Annotated in this window: 24 protein-coding genes; 5 read left to right on the top strand and 19 right to left on the bottom strand. The window is 61.8% G+C overall.

Annotated elements, in window-relative coordinates; all coding sequences use genetic code 11:
• Nucleotides 1-103: 103 nt before the first annotated feature.
• The 7 genes from FS819_RS11150 to FS819_RS11120 all read right to left on the bottom strand — a co-directional run bounded on the left by FS819_RS11150 (nt 104) and on the right by FS819_RS11120 (nt 6,245).
• Nucleotides 104-1,225: a DUF3363 domain-containing protein gene (locus FS819_RS11150; protein ID WP_234625125.1), complete on the bottom strand. Its 1,122-nt coding sequence runs from the start codon at nt 1,223-1,225 to the stop codon at nt 104-106.
• A gap of 1,255 nt (nt 1,226-2,480) precedes the next feature.
• Nucleotides 2,481-3,404, bottom strand: a complete 924-nt coding sequence (locus FS819_RS11145; protein ID WP_234625100.1) for a lytic transglycosylase domain-containing protein — start codon at nt 3,402-3,404, stop codon at nt 2,481-2,483.
• Between the two features lie 4 nt (nt 3,405-3,408).
• Nucleotides 3,409-3,744 (bottom strand): DUF736 domain-containing protein, encoded by a 336-nt coding sequence (locus tag FS819_RS11140; protein ID WP_234625101.1) that lies wholly within the window; start codon nt 3,742-3,744, stop codon nt 3,409-3,411.
• A gap of 37 nt (nt 3,745-3,781) precedes the next feature.
• Nucleotides 3,782-4,327: a S26 family signal peptidase gene (locus FS819_RS11135; protein WP_234625102.1), complete on the bottom strand. Its 546-nt coding sequence runs from the start codon at nt 4,325-4,327 to the stop codon at nt 3,782-3,784.
• Nucleotides 4,324-4,842 carry a DUF2840 domain-containing protein gene (locus FS819_RS11130; protein WP_234625103.1) on the bottom strand — a complete coding sequence of 173 codons (519 nt, stop codon included), beginning with the start codon at nt 4,840-4,842 and terminating at the stop codon, nt 4,324-4,326. Before FS819_RS11130 ends, FS819_RS11135 begins: the two co-directional genes overlap by 4 nt.
• Complete coding sequence (locus FS819_RS11125; RefSeq protein ID WP_234625104.1) at nt 4,839-5,972, bottom strand: replication initiator protein A; 1,134 nt, start codon at nt 5,970-5,972, stop codon at nt 4,839-4,841. The genes FS819_RS11130 and FS819_RS11125 overlap by 4 nt, the downstream gene beginning before the upstream one ends.
• Nucleotides 5,973-6,245 carry a helix-turn-helix transcriptional regulator gene (locus FS819_RS11120; protein WP_234625105.1) on the bottom strand — a complete coding sequence of 91 codons (273 nt, stop codon included), beginning with the start codon at nt 6,243-6,245 and terminating at the stop codon, nt 5,973-5,975.
• Nucleotides 6,246-6,712: 467 nt separating this feature from the next.
• On the opposite strand from FS819_RS11120, the gene FS819_RS11115 reads away from it, so the two are divergent.
• Nucleotides 6,713-7,018: a DNA -binding domain-containing protein gene (locus FS819_RS11115; protein ID WP_234625106.1), complete on the top strand. Its 306-nt coding sequence runs from the start codon at nt 6,713-6,715 to the stop codon at nt 7,016-7,018.
• 22 nt (nt 7,019-7,040) lie between these two features.
• On the opposite strand, the gene FS819_RS11110 is transcribed toward FS819_RS11115, so the two are convergent.
• The 3 genes from FS819_RS11110 to FS819_RS11100 all read right to left on the bottom strand — a co-directional run bounded on the left by FS819_RS11110 (nt 7,041) and on the right by FS819_RS11100 (nt 8,982).
• Nucleotides 7,041-7,562, bottom strand: a complete 522-nt coding sequence (locus FS819_RS11110) for a DUF2285 domain-containing protein (RefSeq protein WP_234625126.1) — start codon at nt 7,560-7,562, stop codon at nt 7,041-7,043.
• A gap of 58 nt (nt 7,563-7,620) precedes the next feature.
• Nucleotides 7,621-7,824: a transcriptional regulator domain-containing protein gene (locus FS819_RS11105; protein ID WP_234625107.1), complete on the bottom strand. Its 204-nt coding sequence runs from the start codon at nt 7,822-7,824 to the stop codon at nt 7,621-7,623.
• Between the two features lie 315 nt (nt 7,825-8,139).
• On the bottom strand, nt 8,140-8,982 hold the full coding sequence (locus tag FS819_RS11100; RefSeq protein ID WP_234625108.1) for a DUF932 domain-containing protein: 843 nt from the start codon (nt 8,980-8,982) through the stop codon (nt 8,140-8,142).
• A 271-nt stretch (nt 8,983-9,253) separates the two neighbouring features.
• On the opposite strand from FS819_RS11100, the gene FS819_RS11095 reads away from it, so the two are divergent.
• Nucleotides 9,254-9,907 (top strand): abortive infection system antitoxin AbiGi family protein, encoded by a 654-nt coding sequence (locus FS819_RS11095; RefSeq protein ID WP_234625109.1) that lies wholly within the window; start codon nt 9,254-9,256, stop codon nt 9,905-9,907.
• 69 nt (nt 9,908-9,976) lie between these two features.
• Here the strand turns inward: FS819_RS11095 and FS819_RS11090 are convergent, their stop codons facing one another.
• Complete coding sequence (locus tag FS819_RS11090) at nt 9,977-10,294, bottom strand: DUF736 domain-containing protein (RefSeq protein WP_020011524.1); 318 nt, start codon at nt 10,292-10,294, stop codon at nt 9,977-9,979.
• A gap of 699 nt (nt 10,295-10,993) precedes the next feature.
• Between FS819_RS11090 and FS819_RS11085 the strand changes: the two genes are divergently transcribed.
• Nucleotides 10,994-11,674 carry a hypothetical protein gene (locus FS819_RS11085; RefSeq protein ID WP_234625110.1) on the top strand — a complete coding sequence of 227 codons (681 nt, stop codon included), beginning with the start codon at nt 10,994-10,996 and terminating at the stop codon, nt 11,672-11,674.
• A gap of 13 nt (nt 11,675-11,687) precedes the next feature.
• Here FS819_RS11085 and FS819_RS11080 read toward each other — a convergent pair whose 3' ends face one another.
• A complete protein-coding gene (locus FS819_RS11080) occupies nt 11,688-12,116 on the bottom strand; it encodes a hypothetical protein (RefSeq protein WP_234625111.1) in 429 nt (142 codons plus the stop codon).
• A 210-nt stretch (nt 12,117-12,326) separates the two neighbouring features.
• Nucleotides 12,327-14,393 carry a ParB/RepB/Spo0J family partition protein gene (locus tag FS819_RS11075; protein ID WP_234625112.1) on the bottom strand — a complete coding sequence of 689 codons (2,067 nt, stop codon included), beginning with the start codon at nt 14,391-14,393 and terminating at the stop codon, nt 12,327-12,329.
• A gap of 370 nt (nt 14,394-14,763) precedes the next feature.
• On the opposite strand from FS819_RS11075, the gene FS819_RS11070 reads away from it, so the two are divergent.
• Together FS819_RS11070 and FS819_RS11065 are read left to right on the top strand one after the other, a co-directional pair.
• Nucleotides 14,764-14,991: a hypothetical protein gene (locus FS819_RS11070; protein ID WP_234625113.1), complete on the top strand. Its 228-nt coding sequence runs from the start codon at nt 14,764-14,766 to the stop codon at nt 14,989-14,991.
• On the top strand, nt 14,991-17,489 hold the full coding sequence (locus FS819_RS11065; RefSeq protein WP_234625114.1) for an ATP-binding protein: 2,499 nt from the start codon (nt 14,991-14,993) through the stop codon (nt 17,487-17,489). The genes FS819_RS11070 and FS819_RS11065 overlap by 1 nt, the downstream gene beginning before the upstream one ends.
• An 85-nt stretch (nt 17,490-17,574) precedes the next feature.
• On the opposite strand, the gene FS819_RS11060 is transcribed toward FS819_RS11065, so the two are convergent.
• The 6 genes from FS819_RS11060 to FS819_RS11035 are packed head-to-tail and all read right to left on the bottom strand — an operon-like array spanning nt 17,575 to nt 25,270.
• Nucleotides 17,575-18,141 (bottom strand): gamma-glutamylcyclotransferase, encoded by a 567-nt coding sequence (locus FS819_RS11060; RefSeq protein ID WP_234625127.1) that lies wholly within the window; start codon nt 18,139-18,141, stop codon nt 17,575-17,577.
• 52 nt (nt 18,142-18,193) lie between these two features.
• Nucleotides 18,194-19,402, bottom strand: coding sequence for a GIY-YIG nuclease family protein (locus tag FS819_RS11055; protein WP_234625115.1), 1,209 nt, complete (start codon nt 19,400-19,402; stop codon nt 18,194-18,196).
• Nucleotides 19,395-21,476 carry a pseudomurein-binding repeat-containing protein gene (locus tag FS819_RS11050; RefSeq protein ID WP_234625116.1) on the bottom strand — a complete coding sequence of 694 codons (2,082 nt, stop codon included), beginning with the start codon at nt 21,474-21,476 and terminating at the stop codon, nt 19,395-19,397. Before FS819_RS11050 ends, FS819_RS11055 begins: the two co-directional genes overlap by 8 nt.
• Complete coding sequence (locus FS819_RS11045) at nt 21,473-22,255, bottom strand: hypothetical protein (RefSeq protein WP_234625117.1); 783 nt, start codon at nt 22,253-22,255, stop codon at nt 21,473-21,475. The genes FS819_RS11050 and FS819_RS11045 overlap by 4 nt, the downstream gene beginning before the upstream one ends.
• Nucleotides 22,252-25,029 (bottom strand): class I SAM-dependent DNA methyltransferase, encoded by a 2,778-nt coding sequence (locus tag FS819_RS11040; protein WP_234625118.1) that lies wholly within the window; start codon nt 25,027-25,029, stop codon nt 22,252-22,254. Before FS819_RS11040 ends, FS819_RS11045 begins: the two co-directional genes overlap by 4 nt.
• A complete protein-coding gene (locus FS819_RS11035; protein WP_234625119.1) occupies nt 25,010-25,270 on the bottom strand; it encodes a HigA family addiction module antitoxin in 261 nt (86 codons plus the stop codon). The genes FS819_RS11040 and FS819_RS11035 overlap by 20 nt, the downstream gene beginning before the upstream one ends.
• Nucleotides 25,271-25,425 lie beyond the last annotated feature (155 nt).

Genomic DNA, 25,425 nt, shown 5'->3' with positions numbered 1-25,425 from the left:
GAGCGAGGCCGTGGCGCAAGAATTCCTGGCGAGATACCGGATGTAATCGCAGTGTCGGTGGACCTCGCAACTGCAAAGGAAAGCGGTTCGCTTGTGAACCTTCTCACAGGCCGATTCCTCTTTGCCGGCCGAACTGCCACGAAACCGATCCGCCCTGCACGACACCCGCAACGTCTCGGCCAAGATGACGGTCAATGACGGGCCGCCATGGAACAAGGGTGAACTCGTGGCTTTGCTCGACGATGGCGAACTTGCCGCTCGATAACTGCACGGTCCCGGTGAACTTGCCGGCGACGGTCTCGCCGTCCGTGGCGGCGCGGAACGGCAGTGCCTTGGTCGCGGCGATCTCGCTGCCGACACGAGCCACCTCGCGCTCGCGCAGTGTGGCGAGGAGATTGCGCCTATAGGCGATGCGGCCGTTCTGCTGAAGCGCGGCGTCACCCAGACCGATATGATGCTCGCGGCGACGATCCATCGCCTCGCGGACCTGCTGCCCGAAGCCGGACGGAGCGAGATCCGATGCCTCGGCCGAGATAAGCCGCCGGTCGAGCCAGGTGGCGCCGTCCGAGCCGATCTGCTGTTCCAACCGGGCGGCGGAGAGGATACGGATATTGGCCTGCCGGTTGCGGCCGGCGTCATAGGCGGCGGTACGGCTCTCGAAGTCTTCGGGGATGCGCCACTGGTCGGCCTCGATCCGCTCTACGATCCCGGCGCGGCGCAGCGCCTCCAGCCGGCGGACATGCGCATCGACATAGCCTTCGTAATCGCCGCCCGGAACGCGGCCCTCGAACTTCGCCTGTTCGAGATGGCGGCTCGGGCGATAGACGCCGCCCTCGGCGATGGCCGCGATGGTTCGGTCGGATGGACGGCTCGCGGTCTCGGCGGGGCCAACCTCGATGATGCTGCCGATCCGGGCGTCCGCGACGCGGGCGGCGTCGATGCCGGCGACATGGTGCGTCCGGCCGTCGATCCCATCCACCACGACGGTCAGGTTTTCGCCCAGCTCGTCGGTGAGAAATTTGTCGATGACGCGGCCGACGATGGGCGTCTCGGGTGCAGCGCCGTGAATATGGAAGGTCATGGGGTCGCGCTCCATGCCGTCCGCCTTCAGCGCCTTGTGCATATTGCGGATGATGTCGCCACGTTCGCCCAGATCGCGCAGAGCCGGTTCCATGCGCTCGCTCAATTCCCAGACGCCCGGAGCATGTTCGGTGGCGAGGCCCATCTTCTCCAGCTTGGCGAGACGGCGCAGGCGCAGCGTGCGATTGAACTGGCGTTTCGGATCGGCCGGCTCATGGCGCAGGTCGAGGAAGCGTTCATCGGCTTCCTCGGTCATGGCCCGGTCGATGCGGGTGAAACGGTCCTGGTCAATCTCGGCCGACAGCTTGCGGCTCTGCTCGATCTCGGTGACGGGACCAAGTTCGAGCGTGGTCAATTCGCCGGCGCGCTCCCTGATCCCGTTGGCGAGATAGTCGCCATTGATGACAAGGTTCTCGCCCAGTTCGTCCTTGCCCCGGACGATGACATGCACATGAGGATGTCCGGTGTTGTAGTGGTTGACCGCGACCCAATCGAGCTTCGTGCCGAGATCGGTTTCGACCTGGCTCATGAGGTCGCGGGTGTAAGCCGTCAGGTCGGACAGGTCCGCGCCATCCTCGGGCGAGACGATGAAGCGGAACTGATGGCGATCGTCCGCGCCGCGCTCGACGAAGGCCGAACCATTGGCGCGATCCTCGGTGGCGGAATAGAGCTGGCCGCTCTCACCGTCGCGTGAGGTGCCGTCGCGCTGGATGTAGCGCAGATGCGCGGCCGACTTCCCGTTCATGCCCGCGCCCTGGACATAGCGGGTTTTGACGATGATGCGGCGCATTCCGGGCGCGCTGTGCTTCCAGCCACCAGAGAGTGTGCGGGCGCGCACGAAGGCCGCGCCGCGCCCGCGCTTGAGGCCCGGACCTTTGGCCGCGCCGGAAGCTCTGCCGCTCTTCGCGCCGGGGGATGAGTTAGCGCGCTGCGCCGGCCGCGCCGACGATCTGGCCGGAGCGTTGCTATGCTGGCGCGCGATCTTCTTCGCCTGCGTGAGAAAGCTCTTGGCCTTACCCGCCTTCGGCGTATCGGCGCGGATGCGGCCGGGTCTCGGCCGGAAGCGGAATTCGTCGTCGGCGCTCATGGATGCGCCTCCGGCCCAACCAGCCGAAAAACGCCTGAATTCGGGCTAGAGTGCCGGTCGAAACTCTGCAAAGCCAAGGCTTTGCGCGGACACGCGGCACGTGGGGTCCAAAACCATGGTGCCGCTCGCGGCTCCCCCAAACAGTGTGCAGACAAGGGCTTGCCCTGAAACCAGACCGACATGGTGCCGGTTTCCTTTATCTTGCCCTCCGCCTTTTCTGCCCTTTCCGCCCTTCCTACCGAGAACGCAGCCAGGCGCGACCCTGCCTGACTGCACACCGGAATGAACACGAGCGAGCGCGGGAATGCCGTCATCATGGTGCTCCTCCGTCGCCTGCGCGCGCTACGAACATGCTGCCGTCTCGCGGCTCCGTATTGCGGCGCTCACGCACCGGAACGGCGGCGCGACCGTCGCCTGATGTGCCGATAGTCTGCACGGGATCGGCGACCCGCCTGTCGCTCGGGCGCATGACGAAGAGCGGTGCATCGCGCCAATCTGGTGGCGGTGCGGCCTGCTGCTCCGGCGTCTCGGATGCGACCGCGCCGCCAAGCGTCGGTGTAAGCGCAGCGACATAGGCGCGGGTTTCGGCGGGCAGCACGCGGCCCGTCAAACGATACTCGTCGTAGCGGCCGGGACCGGCATTGTAGGCGGCGAGCATCGCCGCGATAGTGCCGTAGCGGTCCCACATTTCACGCAGATAGGCCGTGCCGGCATGGATGTTGTCGCGCGGATCGTAGGGGTTGCGGCCGAGCCGATAGCGGACGCGCAGGCCCGCCCAGGTATCGGGCATAACCTGCATCAACCCCATCGCGCCCGCCGACGAGATCGCGCGCACGTCGCCCGCGCTCTCGGCGCGCAGGACGGCGCGAATCCAGCGCTCGGGGATGCCGAAACGCTGCGACGCCTCCGCGATATGCCCTGCGTGAGCATCGACGGCGACCGTCTGCATGATAGGTGCGGATTGCGCGAGCGTCACGGCCGGTCCCGTGCCGAGCGCAAGCACGCCAGCGAGCAGGAAAACGGCATAACGCCATGCCGACCTTTCTCCGCCACGACGCCAACCTGCCAGCGTGCTCGCTACGGTTAAGGGTACGCGCGAGGCGCCGGCCGATGGCCGCCCTTGACCTTCGCTGCGCGCGCCGGCCGTCCTGTGGTCGAGCGGGACGAAGGGATGAGACGGCCTTTCCGCGAACAATGGGATGAAGACTTTGAGCGCGATGATGACACGGGACCGCATGGCCTTAATCCCGCTCTTCGCGCGGTTTCGGGCGGCTCCAGTGCAGCGACCACGACGCTCCCGCATCGTCGTCGCGGAACAGGTTGGCGCGGATCGGCTGCGGCAGGGCCGGATCGTCGAGCAGCACGGAAAGATATTCGCCGGCCTTCTCGCCGGTGCGCTTCCACGCCGCGCCAATCTCCGGGCCGTCGTCGGCTCCGTGGTGGACGCGATAGTCCGGCGCGTTCTCCGCATCCGAATGTTCGGTGGGAGCGATGGTGATCTCGCGGTAAAGCGTGAGCGTGTGAACGCGCCCGGTGAAGCCGGATTCCTCGCGCGTGAATTGACCGATCTGTGGCATGGGTAATCTCCTTCGCTGGTGGTTGTGGTGGGGATGGTCAGTGCGTCGGTGCGCGCCAGACGAAGCGGCTGTCGCCTTCCTCGTCGGTCCAGAGCGGCAGCGCCCGGCCGATGACGGAGCTTGCGGGGATGGGGCCGAAGTAACGGCCGTCGAGGCTATCGCGGACGTCCCAATTCATGAGGAAAAGCTGACCGTCGGCGATGACGCGGCAGCCTTGCCAGACGGGCAGATCGCGGCCGATCCGGTCGCGGTCGAGCGCGTCGCCCATCTCCACGCCGTCGACGGTGACGGTGCGGCCGCTGCGGCAAACCCGCTGGCCCGGCAAGCCGATGACGCGCTTCAGCAGCGGCACGCCGCGACCGACATAGCCGCGCGCAACCATGAAGCCGGCGAGCGGTTCGGGTGGCATAACGGCGACGAGTTCCGGCACTTCGATCCGGTCGGCCGGCTCGATGGTGTAGAAGCCGACCGGCGCGCTCGCCGTGGCGTTCCAGATGAGTTTCGTCGGTGTCTCGACGGCGCTGGTGGCGGCAATGCCGACGATGGCGAGCAACGTCACCGCGAGAATGCGGCGGCGGCTCATGGGTCGATCCTTCGGCGACCGATCCATGCCGCATGACGCTCGGGCGTGTAGGGGCTCGGCTCCAGACCGGCAGTCAGCCGGTTATGGACGTGCCGCCAGTGATCGGGCGAAGCGTCGGCCGGATCGAGGCCAAGCGCCTCCACCGCGTCGATCGCACCAAGGGCGCGCTGGACCTTCGACCAACCGTCGAGGCGGAGCAGAATTTCGCCGCCAGGACGGACGAAGGGCAGCGTCTGGAACGGCTCGCCGCGACCGATGGCGCGCACGATGTCGATGCGCGAAATGATCGTGCCATGCTCGCCTGCGGCCCAGCGGACAAAGGCGAAGATATTTTCCGGCGCAAAGCCGACGATGCTGCGGCGACGGTCGAGAATCTGTTCGTAGCTCTTGCGACCGAAGCGTATCCAATGCTCGATCTTCTGTTTCTGGAAGGTCAGCTCGACCAGGGTGGTGAACGGCGCTGGTCCGTCCGGCAGTGGACGGCCATGCGCGCGGCGGGAGGCTTTGCCGCTCATGGTCGATCTCCCTGATTGTCAGAGAGGTCGCGGGCGAGCATGTCGCGCAGCACGTCGGCGACGGATCGGGCGGCACCGGCACCACGCCTCGCGTGCGCGCGCATCAAAGAAGAAGAGTTAGTTTCTCTGTTAGATTCTAAGTTAGCGGTCGGATTCCGCGTCGTAGACCAAAGGCTTAACTGCGGTTCGTGCGCCTGATGTGCCGATAGAGCTGCGCCCGATGTGCCGATACCCCGTGCGCCTGATGTGCCGATGGTATTCACAGGCGTTTCCACAGGCACTGTGGACAGGTTTTCGGGGCGGATGCGCACCAACTCGCGGCCGTCTTTTCGCTCGATCTGGAGGTGATAGCCGGGGAGCGGTTGGCGGGCCGCGATGCGGCGCAGGTCGAGCGCGAAGTCGGAAACGCGAGCGAGGCTGCCGGACTTCACATGGAGATGGGCGACCTCGAACAGCCAGCCGGTGTGCTGGTGGCCGGCGTGCTTTCGGGCGACACGGTATAGCCAGCGTTCTATGCCGCCCGTCAGCCGGAAATAGGCCGGGTCAATGGTGAGAACCAGCGAGCGGTCAACAACGCTGTTGTAGAACCATTCGGGCAGGACGAATTCCATGCCTTCGACGCGGCCGGCGCGCGTCGTCATCTCTTCCCATTCGTTGATCCATGAGAACTGCCGACGCCGCCAATGCGGGCCGTTGCGAATCGTCGTGGCGATGACGGTGGATTGCAGACGGGCGAGCGCGGCTTTCAACAACACATATTGGCGGTTGCCCGTCGGTCGTCCGATGGCGCGCAGCAAATGATAGGGTGTGAAGCGGAAGAAGCGCGACGTGTTGAGGCCGTTGTTCTCGGCGGCCACGATTTGCGAGGCCGCCCATATCAGCACGTCCGCGTCCCATATGGTCGCCATGCCGTGCTCGGGCATGGCGAGCACCTGCACTTCGACATCGGCTGCTTTGTAGAGAATCGGCTTGGTGCGCGGCGTCTTCGCCAGCGAGAAGAAAGGCCGCTCCATCAAATCGCGCTGGTCGCGCGGCGCGGCGTCTCCGGTTGCGACCACGAAGGGGTCGAGGCGGCTGCGCTCGCTGGCGTCGCCGAGCTGCGCGGGTCTGTGATCGTCGTCGCGCAGCATTCAGCACTTACCCCGCTCTTCAGGGGTCAGCGGACGCGCGGGAAAGACCGTGCCGGCGTTGGGATCGTGGGTGGATTTGCGGGTGCCGATCTCGGACCAGGTTTCCAGATCGCGGATGGTGTAGAGGACGCGGCCGCCGATCTTGCGATAGGTCGGGCCGGTGCCGTAGGTCCGGTGCTTCTCAAGGGTGCGGATGGAAATGCCGAGGAAGCGGGCTGCTTCCTGTGTGCGCAACAGGCGCGGCGGCATCTCCGCGTTGGGGCGGATGGCCATGGGATCACCTCCGGGTTGGTCAGGGTTGCCGCTGTCGGTGGTGACAGCGGGCTATGGCGAACCATGGCGAGGGATCGGCGGCGGATAGCGTGCCGCATTTGCGCTCATGCGCAGGCGGCACCCCGGAGAAGCTACAGTGAAGCAAATAAGTTGAGGTAATTCAGCGGTCATTGCCAGCCGCGAGGATTCGGCGAAGACATTCCCACGCGGTTCGGCTATGGCTGAAATCGGAGCAGACGCGCTGCTCCGGGGCGTCGAAACCCCTGATTAGCGGTTGTTGCCGGCCGATACGGCAACACACTTCTTGACCTATGGTCGGGGAGCCTGTGGCGTATACAACAGGCTTTCCGAGCTAAAGGCCATGGGGCCGTCTAGTCACGGTTTCGAACTCCCCGATCACCAAGAGTCAGAGAGGATGTTTGCGGGGGCGCACCGCAGACGAAACCCTCTCGGGAATGGGAGTGCCAATGCGGGTTGCAGTCGAACTCAATCCTGATGTGGCCGACGAAGCACCGAGCGGAAACATCATCACGCCCTATGATGAACAGCACTACGTCACCTATCTGCGCCTGCTGGACGCGAGCCGGGACGGCGCGGACTGGAAAGAGGTTGCCCGCATCGTCCTACACCGCGATCCTGTCGCAGAAGAAGCGTGTAGCCGCCGCTGCTGGGAAAGCCATCTCGCCCGCGCGCAATGGCTTTCCCATTCAGGCTACCGGCGCATTCTGGAGCAGGCTGCCGCTAGCGTTATGCTGGGTAGCGGACACGAGTGATCTCCGTTTGGATCGGTGGGCCTCATCTGGGCGGCGACTTGATCGGATAGTGCAGCAGCAGCCGATAGCCGCCGCGCATCATCTTGATGCCGTGAGCGACAAGACGGCGGGCCTTGTTCTTGCGTGGATCGACCTCGAAATCCTCCTTTGTGCCGTGAAAGCCGAGTAGGACTTCGGCGATGGCACGGTAGCTCTCACCGCGAAGGCGAGCGTCGAGAGCGCGCAGGGATAGGGTGTGCCATTGCCGGAGCTGGGCGGGCAATGCGCGAAAATCGGGACCCGGCGGACGGCCGTTGAGTGCGCGCCAGAATCGACGAGCGGCATGGGCGCGCAGTTCGAGAAAGGAATCCATCGGCAAGGATGCTGCGTAGAAAGCCGCCGCATCGGGAACGGCTTGCGGCAACCAGAATTGATGGGCGGTGCCATCGACCTGCCAGATGCCATGCCAGCCGTCTGTAGCGCGGCGCAGGTCGAGGCCGTCGAGATGCGCCAGCGTGATGATTGGTTCCGTCTCGCCGTCGCGATGCCACACTGGAGAGAGCAATATCGCCTGTGGCTGAAGGCTCGGATTCCAGAACAGTGATTGCCGATCAGACGGTGTTTCAGGATCGGTCGGAAAATCGTAGCCCCCAGCGTTGCACGAAGGCTTCAAGCAATTCGGGATCTTGCTCGCTCGTGGCGGTCATTGCCTGAAACTCGCGGCGATAATCGTCGTCGCGGCGAAGATATTCCCAAGCGAAACCGGCAGCGGGGATGCTCTTGGCAAATTTGTATGCCGCCGGTGAACGCCAGTCGATGCTCAGCATGGCGTTACCTCTCTATCCGGGCTCATGCAAAGCAATGCCCGGATAGAGAGCTTCAAATATGGCTGAAAGTAACTGTAGTCGTGCTGTTAAGATAACTGAAGCACCTAACGCGATCACCGTCTTGGTTATTTTATTCTTAAGAGTGCTTGTGTGATTCTGCGAGCCGGGCGCAACCCGGCGAGCGCGGCCATGTTTTCGAGCGTGACCGCGCGCCGCCGATCCGCACGGCCGGATCGGCGCGGTTTTTTTGGGGGGTGCTGAAAGTCTGTGGTGAAGGACAGGGCCGCGAAGTCGGCGGCCCTGTCGCCCTCGCGATCAATATCCTTTCAATCGCTGCATTCCTTCTGCCAGCGTCCAGAGCGCCCGATTCAGCGTCACGTTCTGGTCGATACCGTTGATGGCGCGGGTCTGGCTGCGGCGTATGCGACCTTCGGCGTTGCGCTTCTGGCCGCGCAGCCCGCCCTTGGTCAAATGCTCCTGAATCACGTTGAACGTGCTCCAAAGGCTCCCGCCCATATCCTCGCGGCGGCGCGGCTCGATGATCTGTTCGGGGCGCAGCGGACTTCCATCCTCGCCATAGCGGGCGACAAGGCTTGCCTCAGCCAGAACACGGCGCTCATCCTCGGAAATGCGGATTTCCTTCATGGTTTCGCTGGCGTCGATCAAGCGCGGGAAGTCTTCCGCGACCGTATAAACTCCCTCGATAATGTCATGCTGGATATTGCCCTTGTGCGGCACGCGGATTTCCTCGAACCGCTCGCCCGCAATCATGCTGTTAGTGCACACGAAACGCAGCATCCCGGCGAACATCTGATAGGCGCTGGTCCCGTCATGGCTGTTCACGATGATGACTTCGGCGGCCTGCGGCTTGCCGATGCCGTCATCCCGGCGCAGACGCAGCATATGCTTGGCGTGGCCGTGGCGGCTGTCGTCACGCGGAACGGATTGCACGGCGAAGAATGGAAACCACCCCTCCCGGCGTAACCCCTCCACGATATCGATGGTCGGGACATAGACGTAACGCTCGGAACGGCTGTCATGGGCCTCGCGGGCGAAGATAGAAGGGACGTGACGGTAAAGGGCTTCATTGTCGAGGGCTTCACGCCCGCTGATCTGATGCGAGTTGCGACCGAACCGGGTGGCGAGCTGGTGATACATGGTCTTGATCCTCATGGGCTTGGGTTGGAGCGCAGCGCTGCGCTGCAACCCTGGCCGTCGCCGAGACCGGGGTAGAAAGGTGCAAGGGCGGCCGGGCCGGAGGGGGATCACCCGGCCTGCACGGAACGGAGGAACGATGTGGAGGAAGGCTGGGGAGACCGGCCCGGTCGAGCGTCAGCGGTCCCTTGCGCCGCGCGAGGGCAGCGCCCTTAGTGTTTCAATAGATTAATCGTGCCGCTTGCGGCGCTCACTGAGTCGTTCGGAGAAAATTGTGGTGCAGAAGCTGATTGGACCGACCCATCCAAACTGGGAAGATATGTCCCCGTTTGTTGTTCATTTTACAAAGAAGTCGGCGGCGAGCAGCGAATACGATAATTCGATCTCCATTCTTGCGAGTCGCCGTCTCGAAGCGCGTAACCGCTTCGGCATCGGCAAGAATCACACAGAATCATCACCATGTGTTTGTTTCAGCGAAGTGCCGCTGCATCAGCTCAAACGTCTGGCCGACAAGCGCGGCTCATACGGAATCGTCTTCCGAAAAGAGTTCATCGTCGCGCGCAACGGAGGTCCGATCCTTTATGCCTATCAGGATACGCCGCACGCCTTGGCCTTACGCTCACTTATCGATGGCGCAGCGGGGAACCCAGACGATCCGATCTGGCGTGTGGCACCTTTCGTCGACCTACCCGGACAGTATGGAAGTTCGTCATACTTCTTCGAATGGGAGCGTGAATGGCGTCACACCGGCGATCTCCATTTCAAGGAAACCGATCCGGCCTTTTTGATTATCCCCGAAGATCTACACGAGGCCGCCAAAGATTTTTTCGATGACGCCGAACGCGAGCAACTCGGACCAAATTACAAATGTCCTTTTATCGACCCCTATTGGAGTCTGGATAAGATCAAAAGTCTTTTGAAGCCGTAGGCTCACGCGGTGGCGGCCATGAGCATAGAGAAGCCCCGCTCGCGGCGGGACTTCTTGGGAGGCTGGCTTTCAGTCGCCGTTGCGGCGGGACCAGATGAGGTTGTGGCCGCTGCCGTCTTCTGCTTCGACCAGGCTGGCGTAGATCGGGGCCGGGAAGCTCGGATCGTCCAGCTTGACGGAGAGGTATTCGCGCTGCGTCTCGCGGGCGGTCTTCTTCCAGGCCGCGCCGAACTCGGTCGCACCGGCGAAGATGCGGAAGTCGGGGCCGCGCTCGCTTTCGCCCTCGGAGGGGACGAACTTGGCCTTGACGTTGAGGGTCAGGGTCTTGACCGCGCCGGTGAAGCCCGCGCCGTTTTCGTTCTTGGTGAAGGTGCCGATGGTCGCCATTGCCGTATTCCTTTCCTGTCGGGCCGCACCATTGCGACCTCGATGGGGGGGCGTTTGACCGGGGGCTCTCGGCCCTGCACCCGTGAGGGCTGGAACGAAGTGGAAGGCGGCCGGAGACGGCTTTTTTGCTTCGCGATGCAAAGCCGAAGGCGGCGGAAAAAAGTTGGCGATGGACGTTGCGGAGACGAGCGAGGCGAAGCCGTCCTCCGGCTAGACCCATGCCAATCGAGATCGCGGATGGAGCGCCCGTTTCAGGAAATCGGGGAAATACGGCAATGGCGGCTATCCCTGCGCCTCGCCGCTCGAGAACGGAAACGGCGTGGGCCTCGCAGGCCGACGCACTACCGCCCTGATCCTCGCCGTCATGGCTCGGCAACTGTCCCCGGTGAGCGTGACGAACGTTCGGTCCTACTTTCCCATCGTTGCGTTGACCTCGAACGATGCTGCCGAACGTCCGCGCGCATGATGCCACGCCAATAGCTCCGGCCTGTCGGATGATCCGCGTTTCCCGGCCTTGCTATGTCGCCTGACAGGCCACGGGCGGCGCGGCCACAACCTCATCTGGTCCCGCCGCAACGGCGACTGAAAGCCAGCCTTCTGGAAGCCTCGCCATATTGGGGCGTCGGCGAAAGGACCGCTGCCGCCCCAAGCGTAGAATCGATCCAAATTCCGAGGATTTACGGCGAGTATGGAGCTATCTTGAAGCAAAATGCTGAAAGCAAGGATGGTGACGTGGAAGAGGATGACGAGAAAGAATACGTCGCATTCCCCGAGGAGGCGATCAAATACCTGCCTGCCGAGTGGCAGGAGCACATCTACGCCCTCAAAGAAGATGGCCAAACTGTTCTCGCGAGCGTAGATGAGAGCTTAAATAACTTGAACCGCTTAGTTCATGCGTTTCCCACGATGGCAAGTCTCCGCTACATTCAGCACCGATTGGCTTCCACTAACTTTGAAGCGACGATGGAGTGGACGCTAGAGAACGATATGCTGACCTTGGCATTCGTCACGACATACTGCCGCCTCGTCGACGGCGGCTTGGGGAGCGGTGTTTCTCGAAAAGCGTTACCAGCAAAGCTTCGCCCGGTGCATGACAACATAGTTGAACTTCGCAATAAGCGATATGCGCACAATGTTGGTCACGATACGATCAGCGGAAATTTGGTCATTGGCTTCGAAGGAGGCAAGTTCGATCTAAGTGTCAGCTTCAACATGGGGTTTCATGTCGGAGGTGCGCTTGAGTGGGAACCGCTGGTTATCTTTCTCGATGAGCTGATGATAAGCCGACTACAAAAACAACTGGAAAAGCTGAAGGAAAAAACCGGTCGCGAATGGTCCTTTCCGAGCGGCCCGGCACCTAAGTGGGTATCATCTGATTAGCGGGGGGACTGCGCTATCGTGTTCTGGTCAGGTGGAGCGTGGCGGCTGGAATCGCTAGCCGCATCACGGCCGACACGCCAACGAAACCGCCACTAATGATGCAGAAGATTTGCCGCCAGATTTCGGACGGTACGGATTCTTTGGTGACGCCGTGGACGAGTGCATATCCCGCAACGGCGGCGGGCGTGGCGAAGACCAGCGCCACAATCAGGCGCAAGGTAGGTGAGCGCAGCGTGTCGAACAGCAGCGCCAGGACGCCGAAGGCCGCACCGCCTGCCACCAGCCCCACGAGGCCCGCGCCGATGAAGCCGGAGCCGGTCTGATAGGCGAAGTGCGCGGCGGTCAGGCCGAGCATGAAAGGCAGCGCATAGACTGCGAGCGTATAGGCCAGGACGCAAAGCATTGCGATCAGAGCAACGCTCATGAACATTACGGCGACCATGATTCTTCTCCTTCACGCCTGGCGCGGGTTGCCGATCAATCGCTCCTTCCTTCGAGGATGGTGCAGTATTGGCGATCCGTGCCTGTCCTGTCGACCATGAACAGGATGTGTCATTGCGATGGTCGAGGTGAGCCGGCCGCGCGGGCAACCGCGCGGCCGCGATTTTTTCAGTGAGAAGCCGGGACCGCTTGCGCGGTCCCGGCTCGGCGATCATTCCGCTGCGACGACGAAATGGTCATCGCTCTGTGCTTCCGGTGCCATCACATCGGCGTCGGTGGCGAACGCCTCGGGCCGCTCGGTGCGCAGCACAGGCGGGAGCCAGCCGGTCCCGGCCAGAAGCTGCTCGGCGGTTTCTGCCATCGCCGGCTTCTTCATGTCCGCGATCCGCTCCGCCGCCTCGTCGCCAAGGGCCTCGCGCACGGCGGCGAGGATATGCGCCTTGGTGACGCGACCGAGATAAGCCCGCACGGTCGGTGTCCAGTGCGCCGTCATGTCGAGCGTCACCGCCGTCGCCAGCTTGTCCGCCGTCTCATGAGCGCGGCGCTTGCTGGTTTCCCACGGCAGCTTCACCGCATTGACGGTGAGCGAGGCGCAATGCGCGAGCAAGGCCATCAGACTCGCATAGTCCAGACCGGCGACAAACCCCCAGAGGTCGGCCACATCGCACGGCATGTCCGCCGCCCATCCGGCATGGCGATCCGCCAGCATCTTCGCCGCCGCCGTGTCCTCGATGCCGTCCGCGTGGGCCGCGAGGTAGTTGCTGGTCGGACGGATTTCGAGGCAATGGGCCTCGCCTCCGCCCTTATAGAAGGTCTGCGCGGCTAGCGTGTGGATGACCGCGATCAGCGCCATATCCGGCTGCTCGCCAAGGGCGAGACGCAAGCCAAGGGTGCGATGTGCGGTCAGGTCGCGGATAAGCGAATCCGGCAGCGGCTTGCCGTCATCCCCGGCATCTTCTTCTTCCGGCTCACTTGCGGGAACGTGGTCGCCTTCGCCGTCCTGCTCGTCGCCGTCGATGATCTCACCATCACCATTGACGCGCACCCCGTCGATGACAGTTTCGCCATCCTCGACGGCTTCCGGCTCCGGTGCCTCGTCCTCGGCCCGGATGAAGCCGCGCTCGATACGAGCTTGCCCGTCATGGGCCACGACGACGAACACACCGCCGCGCGCGATCTCGTCGGGATCGTAGGCGTGGCGCAGCGCGTTGATACGCTCGATCTCGGCTTCAAGCTCCGCGAACCGGGCGTCCACTTCGGACGGGAGGTCAATATCGGCGTCCTCCCATTCCGCCGTCAGGCGCTCAAGCTCGTCCTGCGCGGCGTCGTAGGAAGCGGCGTCCGCTTCCGAAAGCTCCACCGAATGCGGGTAGACGCGGTGCATCCCATGGGCATGGGGGAAGTCGAGATAGGCGGCAGTCCACTTCCACCCCTCGGCCTCCTGCACCTCAGCGGCGACCCACTCCAGCTTCTCGATGGCGAGCCGGTCCAGCAAGGCGGGGTCTTCAAAGAAGCCGCCGCGATCCTCGGTGAACAGGTCGCGGATGATGTTGCCGCCCGCCTCGGCATAGGCTTGCGCGCCGACGAAAACCGCGCGCCGATCCGTCGCCGCCACGTTCATCTTGGTCAGGTCACGCCGGATGATGGACGGATCGCGGTTATAGGACAGGTTTTGATAGACATGTTCCTGCCGCGCGTGATCGTCGGTGATGGCGAAGGCCATCAACTGATCCAAGGTTAGTTCGCCGTCGCGGTAAGCCTGCAACAGCTTGGGGCTGACAGCGCCAAGACGCATCCGCTGCTTCACCACATGTGGGGACACGCCGAAGCGGGCCGCGATTTCTTCCGCGCCCCATCCGTGGTTTTCCGAAAGCTCGCGGAAGCGCTCGTATTCATCAGCGGGGTGTAGGTTCTCGCGGGTGACATTCTCGTCAAGGCTGATCTCCGCCGCGTCGTTCGCCGTGTCGATGACGCAGCGGATGGGTTCGGTCTTCTTGATCTCCTTGCGCTTCACTCGGAGCATCTGCGCCAGCCTGCGGCCTTCGCCGATGGTGACGAGATAGCCGCCGGTCGGTTCGCCCGCCGCATCAAGCTCCGGCTCCACCACCAAATTTTGCAAGATGCCCTTGGCGGCGATGCTCGCTGCCTTCGCCTCGATAGACGCCTCGCTGTGCGGGGTCTTGCGGGCATTCTTCGGGTGCTTCTTGAGCTTGTTAAGCGGGATGAAAACCGTCGCGCCATTTTCGACGGTCGGGATGCTGTTTGCGGTCGTGGTCATGGTCGTTCTCCTATGGGCTTGGGTTGGAGCGCAGCGCTGCGCTGCAACCCTGCCCGTCGGCGAGACCGGGGTAGCAGAGGGCAAGAGCGGCCGGGCGGAGGGGGATCACCCGACCTGCACAAGCGGATTTCCGTAGTTCTGGGATTACTGAAAGCCGTATCCGCGCGGAAGGTCGGGGATACCGCCCGGCCGCTCTTGCCCGCCGCGAGGGCGGAGCCCTTAGCCCTGAGAGGCGGTGCGAGCCCTTGGGATCACTGAGAAAAGTCGCAACACCGTCGAGATATGGAGCCTCGCCGCTCTTCTACTTCAATTGAGCAAATTGCAGCGGTTGTATATTGTGGCTGTGGGAGATCGCTTGGGGGGAATCAGTATGTCGGGCAGTTTTGACTTTTCACTCGATGAGGACTGGTCGACGAACATCGGTAGGCTGAAGGCTCACCTTGAGACAATTGATGCCGAGTGCGCCAAAATCCTCTTCGATAACCTCGCCATCCTGGAAACCGGCGACAACAACGCGCGGCGAGATTTCAATCAGAAGGTCCTTGAAGCCTTGGAGGCCGCCGCGCAGGCGGAGATAGCCTCTCAAGGAGGCGAGTGATGCCCCGTTACTACCTGACCAAGCTCGGCGTCGAAGGGTTTCGAGGCATCAAGAACGAGGGAGATCCGCTCACCCTTCGCTTCAAGCCAGACGCGGTCAATTCCATCTATGCCCAGAACGGCATCGGCAAGACCTCGCTGTTCGAGGCCATCAGCTACGCCATCTTTGACAAGCTGCCCAAACTCGACGGGCTCCAGCGGAGTGAGCGGCCAGAGACATACTATGTGAACCGCTTCCATACGGGCGGAGTCGGCTCCATCTCCTTGGAGTTCACACCTGACGACGGCACCGCACCAATCGAAATCGTCGTCCAGCGCACGGCCGCAGGCCAGCGCACCGTGACAAGCCCGACAGGACATACCGACCCCGAAGCGTTCCTCGCCGCGTTGGCCGAAGATTTCACGGTCGTCGACTACGCTAAGTTCGCCCGCTTTATCGACGATTCGCCCCTTGATCGGGGGCGCACCTTCTCCTCCTTGATCGGACTGACCCGCTTCGCGCACCTCCGCCAGCGGTTCGACCAGGCGAGCAACACTCGGGCTTTCAACACCGATTTCCAGATGGCCGCGTTGAAGGCGAAGCTTGAGGCCGCCGAGAAGCTCGTGCGGGACCATCGGGCCGCGGCGTTGTCGGCTTATGAGGCTGTGACGGGAACGGCAATCCAGGACCTGTCGGCGGAAGCGCAGCGGGTCGTGGAAGTCACGGCCGCACTGGCCGCCATTCCGACGCTCGCGCCTGTCTTCGCCGGAAAAGACATCCTGACGGTGGATATGGAAGCCGCTCGCGCCGCCATCGTCGCGGCGGAGGGTGGCCCGGCGAAGGCCGAATATCAGAAGGTGCTGCGCAATATCGAGGAGCTTTCCAAGAGCGCGTCCACGCCGGAAGCGGCGGCCGATATCGGGGCGCTGCTCGACCTGGCACGCCGCCATGACGCGGCGGTAGCACTCGCCGGCAGCAAGAGCCGGCAGGACCTTTTCGGGGCCGCCAAGGGCGTGGTCGAGGAAGCGGACTATAGCGATCCTCACCAATGCCCCGTCTGCGACACGCATATCGAAGAGCCCATTGCCACGCGGATGGAGCGCCTGCTTGAGCGCTACCGTGAAGCAGACCAACTCGGCGAAGAATTCAAGCAGGCCGTGACTGCCAGCATCTGGCTGGATTGGCTCAACAAGCTGGAAAGCTGTGCCGCCCTCACCGTCCCGGACAACAAGAAGCACCGGGCGAGCATCCGACAGTTGGCGATCGAAAGCCGCCTGACCGAGGGTCGCCTACGGGAAGCGGTCGATAACGCGCAGCAGCTTGAAGAAGAGCGAAAGTCCGTCCTGGAGGCAGTGCAAAAGCGGGAACAGGAGCTTCAGGCCGAATTGCCGCCGTCGCTAGTTGCGCTGACCCAGCAACTCGAAGCCGGAAGCCGCTTTCGTGAAGCCATCCTCGGGCATCAAACAGCGGCAAAGGAAGCAAGCGCCTGGCGGACGCACAAGAAATGGCGAGAGCGGTGGCAAACCTTCATCGGCACCGCCGCCAGGACCGTGGGCGAGGCGGAGAGCCGGTTGGCGACCCAGCGCATCAACGCGATCGAGGCGAGCTATCAGAACCTGTTTCGGGGTCTAGTGCGGGGCGGCGTGGATATGCGGCCCAAACTGGAGCGGTCGGCGGACAGCGAAGACGTGGATCTGAAGCTGGAGAACTTCTACGGCGAGGCCGGCATCTCGGCACGGGCCGTCCTGTCGGAGAGCTACCGGAACGCCATCGCCGGCTCGATCTTCTTCGCGGCGGCGGTCAAGCAGAGCGGTCCCGCCCGCTTCATGGTGCTCGACGACATCACCTCTAGCTTCGACGGCGGCCACCAGTTCGCCTTGATGGAGGCCTTGCGCACCAAGCTGCAGGCTTCAGCGGCAGCCGACGGCCTGCAATTCATCGTGCTCAGCCATGACACGCTGCTGGAGAAGTATTTCGACAAGACGGCGAGCGAGCAGGTGGGTTGGCACCACCAGCGCCTGCAAGGCGCAGCCCCAACGGGGAACGTGTACGCCAGCCAGCTCGATGCGAACCGGCTCAAGAATCTCGCGACGACACATCTTCAGGCCGGGCAGGTGGACATCGGCCAGCCGTTCGTACGGCAGTACCTGGAGTTCAAGCTGTCGCAGATCATCTCTAAGCTGAAAATTCCGGTGCCGCCCGACTATGCGATCCGGAGCGACAACAAGACTGTCGGGAATGCCCTCGACGCCATCTCATCGGCCATCGACCTTTTCGACGGCGCCGGCAGAATCGTACTGAGCGCGCAACAGAAGACAGATTTCCGCAACCAGCATGTCCCTGCGATTATCGCGAACTACGTCAGTCACTATGAGACAGGCGGCGGCACACCGATCAATGCCCACGTACTGCTTGGTGTCCTCCAATCGGTAGACGATCTCGCCGAATGCTTCCGTTACGATGACATCTCCAAGACGCCGCCCGAGCGGAAATGGTATCGGAATCTAGGACAACAGTAGCCAGAATGCCGGTCCTTTCGGGCTGAAAATAGTTCGGCCGCCGCACCCGACGAGGACAATATCAATCGCGTATGAACGAACGACTTCAGGATTTCTGCATCTGCAATACTGCCGCCCACAAGGTTTCAACAGCCTCGTCGCGGAAACCCATGCGATCGACGGCATCCTTCGTGTTACGAAGATAGTCCAAAGCGCTTCCGTCCCTGCCGCGTGCCCGTAGTACCATGGCAGCTACTTCCTCGACGTTCGTGGCTTGAATGAGATTCTTTCCCTCGTAGAAAAAGCAGCACCCCTGAACTGCTTGGCCTGCATCCAATGTGAGCTTTACCTGCCGTCGCCAAAAGCTTTGCCCCTCTCGCTTCGAGAGATAGGCAATGACGGCATCTTCCCTTGATGTCTCAAACTCAAATGCGATGCCGCGGCATACAGCACCTTCACGCGGAACGACGCGCAAGGTGGGAGCAGGATCGTCCTTAGAACCCCAGTTGAGCGTCGACGCCTTGCTGAAGGAGCGTTCATAACCAGTAAGCGCGGCTCTTTCGCGACGGAGGCATGCGAATTCCTTTTCCCATCCGTCCTCCATCAGTGAGCCATATCCGAAAATCCACATAGATTTGCTTTCTAAGGCGAAGATTCCTGTGCCAACCGTCATCACCACGGTTGACCTCTCCACCCGTCACCAGCCGTCGATGGCTAGGCGCCTCCTATCCGACAGTTCGCGTGAGCGAGGCGGTCTTCGGGTCGTAGGCATAGCCGGTGATGGTTCCGTCCCTGATCTTCTCGATTGCTTCATCGACCACGAAAAGCGGCACAAGGAACCATTCTCGCGGGATGATCGGCATGCCGAAGCGATCCTTGATCTCGATGTCAAGGCGGGCCTTGCCGAAGATCCGATGGATCAGGTTCTCAAGCCGGGTGCGATTGATGTTGAATAGCTCGTAGGTCGCGACGACCTCGACATCGGCCATAAGGAAGGTCGGGTCGAGCTTCGCGTTGGCGAGGCGACGCGCGACGTCACCGCCGGTCACGCCGATCTTGTGCAGCACGTCACGATGCGCGGCAACGGCTGGATGATCGGATTTGCTACGCAGCACATAGACGATGCCGCTCGCCTCGTCTCCTTCCTCGCTCTGGTCGGCGAACAAGGGACCTGCTACCGGATCACTAATTCGCCTGCCGGCCTCGTCCTTATAAAGCGCCCGCTGAAGCGATCGCAAAAGCAGATCGCTTTCGGTTCCGTTGGAATAGATGACTCTGAGTCGCGCATCCGTTTCCCCATTCGGAGCCTTGAACGGCTCTCCGACCTCGGCGACGTAGGCGGTTTGTCCGCCAAGGACAAAAAACTGTCCCGCCTTGATTTCCGCTTTCAGGAAACCCGCGTCCTTCACAAACCGCCGTGTCATGCGAACGCCGTTTTGAAGATCGCGCTGCACCTGCTCGAACAACGGCTTGAACTGGTCGAAATCCTCGCATTGCTGGCGGTTGGCGATTTCCTCGGCCGCCCGCTTCTCTGCAGCCGACCGAACATGCCGGAGTTCCGTGATGTCGCTCGGCTCGTCGACCACCCCAAGCTGCGCGAGAAGCTCGTCATCGTCGAGGTCATCGGGCGCGCTGACAGGGGCAGGCTCCGTAGCACCTAGAAGCCCTTGATGATCGAGGCGTTCGATCACGGCGCGGCAATCGGCCCGCTCGCGCAGCCGATCGAGGCGCACCGCATATAGGCGCTCGAAGATGTCGCGGTGCTCACCGTGCTGCGGAGGCCGGCCGTGCTGCTCGACGAAACGCTGAATCTCCTCGAAGCCGGCGATAACGCGCTCTTCGCGCGGTGTCCGGCTGGATTCCTTCTTCGCCTCGACTTCTACGCCAAGCTCTTCGAGAAGCGCGTCATCCTCGTCGGTGAAGCCCTTAGCCACGCGCCGCCTCCGTCTTCATGCGTTGAAGGAACGCCACGCCTTCGGCCATGCGCTTTTCCCAGGCGTCGGGCGAGGTGATCGAGGGGAGTCGGCCACGCTCCTGCTTGAACTTCAAAGCCCGCTTGGCAAGCTCGCGCGCCTCCTCGATCGTCAGCGTGGCACGCTTGGCCCCGATCACGGCCGCGACCTGCTTTAGGCTCTCCTCGCTCATGGTCTTCGCGAGGATGGCATAGGCTTCGCCGAAGGGGTTGATACGGTCGATCAGGTCGATGTCCAGCTCGCGCACGTCCATTGCAAACTTGCGGACACCCTCGACGAAGGCCGTGTTCGGGCTCTTGTCGCCGTCGCCATCGGCTCCGCCCAAAGCGACTTCCTTGGCCTTCTGCGCAAGGTTCAGAGCGGCGACGGCGTGCTGGCGCACGGCCTCCTGATCCTCTTCGTCCAGCTCGGGAAACTTGTCCTTGATGATCTTGCCCATGCGTAGCTGGGTCAGCTCTTCTGCCAAGGTCTCGCCACCAGCGTGCTCGCCATCAAACAGGCCGCGCGTGATCGTCGTCTTGTCCTGCACGAAGGCGGCGATGACCTCGTTCAAGTCCTGCTGGCAGATGCGCTGCGCTTCCTCGCTCTTCGGCGCGACAAGACCTTTGATCTCGATCTGGAACTGCCCCGTCTCCTCGTTGAAGCCGACGTTGGTCTTATTGGGATCATAGCCGCCTTCGCCATAGTCGAAGCCGGGCGTCGGTCCGCTCTGCGGGTTCTTGGGCTTGAACTCGAAGCGCGGCGCAAGCACTTGCTCCATGAGCAGGCTTGCCGCGATGGCCTTCAGCGTGTCGTTGACCGCCTCGGTGACGGCTTCCTCGGAGGCGTCCGGCTCGGCAATCAGGTTGGTGAAGCGGGAGCGGGTCTTGCCCGGCGCGTCGCGGGTGGCGCGGCCGATAATCTGCACGATCTCGGTGAGGCTCGACCGATAGCCGACTGTCAGCGCGTGCTCGCACCAAATCCAGTCGAAGCCTTCCTTCGCCATGCCGAGCGCGATGATGATGTCCACATGGTCGCGGTTGTTCTTCTGTGCCGGGTCCTTCAGCGCGGCGGAAACCCGGTCCCGCTTGGCGGCGTCATCATCAACCAGGTCGGCAATCCGAAGGACGCGGCCTTCGGGCGTCTTAACCAGTTGGAAGCCGGTGGCGAGGTCTGCCCCCTGCCATTCGCCCAACTCCTCGATGATGTGCTCGACCTCCCTGATCTTGTCCTTCGTGCTCTCGCGCGAATTGACGGAGGGGATGTGGACTATCGTTTTTTCGGCGGGGTCGAGCACCTTCAGGATGTCGTCGGCATAGGAACCCGAATAGAAGAAATAGCCGATGTCGAGCTGCTTCAGATATTCGTAGCCATTGAGCTGCTCATAATAGGTGTAGGTGACGGTATCGAACTTCGACTCGTCCTGCGGGGCGAGCACGGCTTCGGCATCGCCCCGGAAATAGGAACCCGTCATCGCAACGATATGCACGCGGTCGCGGGCGATGAACTGGCCGAGATGCAGGCCGAGCTTGTTGTCGGGGTTGGCGGAAACGTGGTGGAATTCGTCAACGGCGATCAGCCGATCGTCGAAGGCTTCTACCCCGAACCTGTCCACGGCGAAGCGGAAGGTGGCATGGGTGCAGACCAGCACCTTGTCGTCGCTTTGCAGGAACGCCTCGACCGAATTGACCTTGCCGCCATTGTCCGATCCGGGCGCGTTGCAAAGGTTCCATTTCGGCGCGACGGTCCAGTCGGCCCAGAAGCCGAATTTCGTCAGCGGTTCGTCGTTGAAGCTGGCGCCGATGGATTTTTCCGGCACGACGATGATCGCCTGCTTGAGCCCCTGATTGTGAAGCTTGTCGAGGGCGATGAACATAAGCGCGCGGCTCTTGCCCGAAGCGGGCGGCGACTTGATGAGAAGATACTGCTCGCCCCGCTTCTCATAGGCGCGTTCCTGCATCGGGCGCATGCCAAGGGCATTGGCCTTGGTCGAGCTGCCGTTGCGGCCGTAAGAGACTGAAACAGACGGGACGGATTTATCGGCTCTATTGGTCATTTCTTACTCGCCTGTTGTGGATCGGCGCGGTCCTTCATGATGGCCTTGCCAAACCAATCCGGCACGTCAGTCATTTGGGAATCGATGACATTCTCTGGAACGTCCCGCCAGAACGCCAAGATCGCGTCCGAGAACGCCTGAAATTGATCGTCGCTCACCTTGAGGTGCGTGTGGTCACGATATTTTGTGTCTGAGAAAGCGCCGCCGGAGCCGTTGAACAGGTCATCAAGATATTCAGGAAAACTACTTTTCAACTCATCGAGAGATTTGCCCTCGCCGTGTTTGTAGACGTTGACCACAAGGCGGCACGCATCAAGCGTGCGGAAGTAGTCTGCATTGCGGACATTCCAGCCGAAGCTTTCTAGCAAGTCGGCGATCTGGCCGAAGTCAGCCGACCAGACCTTCAAGGTGGCGTTGTCGCCACGATGCCAATGCTGAATCTCACGTGCCAGCCAATCGCGTAGCTGCTTGTCCCACTCGTGGAACATCCCAGCGACGGCGCTCAAGCGGGTTTGCTCTCGCATGCCGCTCAAGAGCCCATAGAACTCGATGCCCACGTCGTTGGCTGCTTCATAGAAGTCGCCGGGGTCATGTCGGTCCGGGTCAAAGTGCTGACCACTTTGCTCCAGCCACTCCTCGGCTGCCTGGTCGGCATCAACCTCAATTTCGTCGAACTGCGAAAGCAAACGCTTCCGCGCCTGCTCGACATAGAACAAATGCCCCTTGATCAACGATTGCCGAAACGGTCCCCACATTTGGAACAACACATAGCTGCTCATGCCGACGCCGCCTTCCTGGCCTTGAGGGCCTTGCCTGGGGTGGCGGTTATCTTGGTGTAGAGGTCGAACAGCTTTTCCAGCCGCTCGGTATCGTTGCGGAACCGGCGGCCGATATAGATGCGCTCAAGCACCTCGTCGTTGCGCTCGTGGGCCTCCCGCAAGTCGGCGGGCATATTGTCGGGATTGTAGAGATCGGCGACCGTCGCCGGGAAATGCGCTTCACGCGCCAACAGGATGTCCTCGGCGCAACGCGTCAGGTCGGCTATGTTCTTCTCGGTGAGCGCGGGGACCGGGAAAGTGTTCCAGCCGAGGGTGTTGGAATATGCAAAATCGGTTCGCGTGCGCCCGCATACCGTCGCGATCCACATTACGTGAAGACGTGATGCTATGATCGATAGCAGCCAAATTGGTTCATCATATAGAGCAAAGCTTTGACTGCTGACCACGCCGCTAGCGTCGATAATCCCAACAGGCAGAAATTCTCGATTCTCTGACGTAATTCTCGGAAGAACGATAGTATGGTTTCGGGCTCGCCTCATCTCACGAAACTGATGAGCGCGATCGGCCATCTGGTTGGCGCTCTTATCTGGGCTCGCGAGCCTAAGAGCTTTCACCGCCTCTATCCGTTCAGCGACTGTTGGGTAGCTCATGGCTTCAGATAGATTTTTATCATCAATCCATAGGCAGTACACACTCTCTCCACGAATAAAATCTGCCGAACCGTAAATCCGTCGAATGATATTTCGTTTGCTCTCTTCTGGAAGGCCAAGTCCACCTATTTCATCACGGCTCATCCGCAGATGTCCGCCGTCCACCACCTTATTCCCGAAGATCATCTTTGGAATGGTAGAAATAGGGGAGCTTTCTTTGCTCACGATGATGTTGCGACCAGCCGCTAGGTACGCATTGATGTTGTCCGTCTGTTTCTCAATCGTTGTGCCGTTCTCGCCGATCGAAAATAGCCGCCGCAAATTGCCTGCGTGATTTGAGATGCCAATGATGGCAACCGTTACACCTGCATTATGGCTCGCCAGATTAGCCCACTTGAATGAGGTGTGTGCGAACGCGATCTCATGGCCGGTCTGCAAGATCAACGGCCAGAGGATTGGCACTTGCTGACCTTGGCAAATTGAATTGGTGGCCACAAAAGCAGAAATGGTATTAGTCTGCGTGCCGTAATCAGCAGCTTTCATGAACCAACCAGCGACATAATCGAGCGATTTCCAGCTCTTTGTGCGTCCATCGAAAATTTGCTGAAGGTCGTATTTCTGCTCGGCCGATTGCCATGTCGAGCCGAGATATGGCGGATTTCCGCAGATATACGTCTCTCCTCCTTCATTCTCGAAGTCGATCTGAGCCTGATCGAGCGGAGTGTGGAACAGATCATCAGCCTGGTGCTTCACGCCGGTCCCCGTGGACGGGCAGATACTCAGCCAATCCAGCCGCAGGGCGTTGCCGCACGTAATCCAGTTCTCGGCGTCCAGAGGCAGGAAGTCTCGCAGGGCCTCCTTTTGGCCGCGATAGAGCACGTCGCACTGATACTCGGCGATAATGAGTGCAAGGCGTGCGATCTCGGCCGGGAAGTCGCGCAGCTCGATCCCTCGAAAGTTTGTGAGCGGGATGTCGCTGCGCCGGTCGGCCTCGCCGCGGCGCTTGTCGATCTCAGCTTCGATCGCCCGCATCTGCTTGTAGGCGATGACAAGGAAGTTGCCGGAGCCGCAAGCCGGATCGAAGATCCTGATCCGCGACATGCGCTTGCGTAGGTTCAGCAACATGCGCGGATTGTCCCCGGCCTCGGCCAGCCGCGTGCGCAGGTCGTCGAGGAACAGCGGATTGAGCACCTTCAGGATGTTCGGAACGCTGGTATAGTGCATCCCGAGCGCGCCACGTTCCTCGTCCTCCGCGACGGCCTGAATCATCGAGCCGAAGATGTCGGGATTGATCTTCGTCCAGTCGAGATTGCCGATGTGGAGAAGGTAGGAGCGCGCGATGCGGCTGAAGCGCGGCACGTCCATGCTGCCGGAGAAGAGCCCGCCGTTCACATAGGGGAACTGGTCGGCCCAGCGGGGAATCCCTGCCGCAACGCGATCCGCGCTCTTCATATTCATGGCGCGGAACAACGTGCCGATCACCTCATGGGTGTTGGACGAGTCCTTGGCGCTCATTTGCTCGACGGTGGTGGTGAAGCGCCGCGTGCCGCCGAAGATGTCGGTGTCCTCCGCGAAGAAGCAGAAGATCAGCCGCGCCATGAAATGATTCATGTCAGGCCGGCGTTCGGCCGTTCCCCATTCGGGATTGTCCCTCAGAAGCTCGACATAGAGGCGGTTCAGGCGGCTGGTCGCCCGGATATCGAAGGAACTGTCGCGTACCTGCTTCACGGTGGTGATGCCGGCGAGCGGCAGGAAAAAGCCGAAATGGTCGGGGAAGTCGGCAAAGGCGCAGACGACCGTCTCGCCCGATGCCAAGTCCTCGGCCTCGAACGTGTCGCCATCGGTCGCCTGCACGAATCTCGCCTTCGCCCGCGTCGTTGCCGGGCTGGCCTTCAGCGCAGCAAGGGTGTTCGTCACCTCGCCGGGTGCGGCGACGGCGATATGGATGTTGTTGGTCTGAAGGACGCCGCCAAGGTCGGACTTGTTCGACTCGCCCTTGCGCAGCCGCTTGAGAGTCGTTTCCTTGTTCCCGAAGGCTTGCAGGAAGAGATAAGGAAACTCCCCCGCGTCGAACGGCTGCTCTGCGAGCGCCGATATGGCCTCTTCAATCTCGACGGCGTTCATGCATCCCCCCGCTTTCCGTAGCCGAGGCGCGGAAAGGCTCGACCTTGATCTTGTTGGCCCGGTGCATGACCTCGGCCAACTCATAGTCGAGCTGCCGGATCAGCCATTCGCGGGCTGGCGTGCCGAACGCCTTTTCCAGCCGGATGGCCATCTCGGGCGAGATTCCCGACCGGGCATTCAGCAAATTGCTGAGGGTTTGCCGATCGACGCCGAGGATTCGGGCGGCGTCGGTTACGCTCAACCCGTTCTTTTCAACGCAATCTTGCCGGACGGCCGTTCCTGGGTGCATCGCCTGTCGATTCGTATCGCCCTTCGTTCATGCAGGACTACAGTGATAATCGACACTGGGCAAGTTCCTCCAGGCCCGGCCTGCTATCAGGCCATTGGATTCACAGA

The sequence above is a fragment of the Allorhizobium sp. Av2 genome (assembly GCF_021462805.2).
Taxonomy (GTDB): Bacteria; Pseudomonadota; Alphaproteobacteria; order Rhizobiales; family Rhizobiaceae; genus Allorhizobium; species Allorhizobium vitis_G.
The sequence above is the reverse complement of the archived record's forward strand: the minus strand, read 5'-3'. Positions and strand labels throughout refer to the sequence as shown.

What these genes read in the sequence shown, in the direction of transcription:
- FS819_RS11150 (WP_234625125.1), bottom strand. Translation starts at nt 1,225, where the DNA reads ATGGGCCTCGCCACCGAACATGCTCCGGGCGTCTGGGAATTGAGCGAG.
- FS819_RS11145 (WP_234625100.1), bottom strand. Translation starts at nt 3,404, where the DNA reads ATGCGGTCCCGTGTCATCATCGCGCTCAAAGTCTTCATCCCATTGTTC.
- FS819_RS11140 (WP_234625101.1), bottom strand. Translation starts at nt 3,744, where the DNA reads ATGCCACAGATCGGTCAATTCACGCGCGAGGAATCCGGCTTCACCGGG.
- FS819_RS11135 (WP_234625102.1), bottom strand. Translation starts at nt 4,327, where the DNA reads ATGAGCCGCCGCCGCATTCTCGCGGTGACGTTGCTCGCCATCGTCGGC.
- FS819_RS11130 (WP_234625103.1), bottom strand. Translation starts at nt 4,842, where the DNA reads ATGAGCGGCAAAGCCTCCCGCCGCGCGCATGGCCGTCCACTGCCGGAC.
- FS819_RS11125 (WP_234625104.1), bottom strand. Translation starts at nt 5,972, where the DNA reads ATGCTGCGCGACGACGATCACAGACCCGCGCAGCTCGGCGACGCCAGC.
- FS819_RS11120 (WP_234625105.1), bottom strand. Translation starts at nt 6,245, where the DNA reads ATGGCCATCCGCCCCAACGCGGAGATGCCGCCGCGCCTGTTGCGCACA.
- FS819_RS11115 (WP_234625106.1), top strand. Translation starts at nt 6,713, where the DNA reads ATGCGGGTTGCAGTCGAACTCAATCCTGATGTGGCCGACGAAGCACCG.
- FS819_RS11105 (WP_234625107.1), bottom strand. Translation starts at nt 7,824, where the DNA reads ATGCTGAGCATCGACTGGCGTTCACCGGCGGCATACAAATTTGCCAAG.
- FS819_RS11100 (WP_234625108.1), bottom strand. Translation starts at nt 8,982, where the DNA reads ATGTATCACCAGCTCGCCACCCGGTTCGGTCGCAACTCGCATCAGATC.
- FS819_RS11090 (WP_020011524.1), bottom strand. Translation starts at nt 10,294, where the DNA reads ATGGCGACCATCGGCACCTTCACCAAGAACGAAAACGGCGCGGGCTTC.
- FS819_RS11080 (WP_234625111.1), bottom strand. Translation starts at nt 12,116, where the DNA reads ATGGTCGCCGTAATGTTCATGAGCGTTGCTCTGATCGCAATGCTTTGC.
- FS819_RS11075 (WP_234625112.1), bottom strand. Translation starts at nt 14,393, where the DNA reads ATGACCACGACCGCAAACAGCATCCCGACCGTCGAAAATGGCGCGACG.
- FS819_RS11070 (WP_234625113.1), top strand. Translation starts at nt 14,764, where the DNA reads ATGTCGGGCAGTTTTGACTTTTCACTCGATGAGGACTGGTCGACGAAC.
- FS819_RS11065 (WP_234625114.1), top strand. Translation starts at nt 14,991, where the DNA reads ATGCCCCGTTACTACCTGACCAAGCTCGGCGTCGAAGGGTTTCGAGGC.
- FS819_RS11060 (WP_234625127.1), bottom strand. Translation starts at nt 18,141, where the DNA reads ATGACGGTTGGCACAGGAATCTTCGCCTTAGAAAGCAAATCTATGTGG.
- FS819_RS11050 (WP_234625116.1), bottom strand. Translation starts at nt 21,476, where the DNA reads ATGACCAATAGAGCCGATAAATCCGTCCCGTCTGTTTCAGTCTCTTAC.
- FS819_RS11045 (WP_234625117.1), bottom strand. Translation starts at nt 22,255, where the DNA reads ATGAGCAGCTATGTGTTGTTCCAAATGTGGGGACCGTTTCGGCAATCG.
- FS819_RS11040 (WP_234625118.1), bottom strand. Translation starts at nt 25,029, where the DNA reads ATGAACGCCGTCGAGATTGAAGAGGCCATATCGGCGCTCGCAGAGCAG.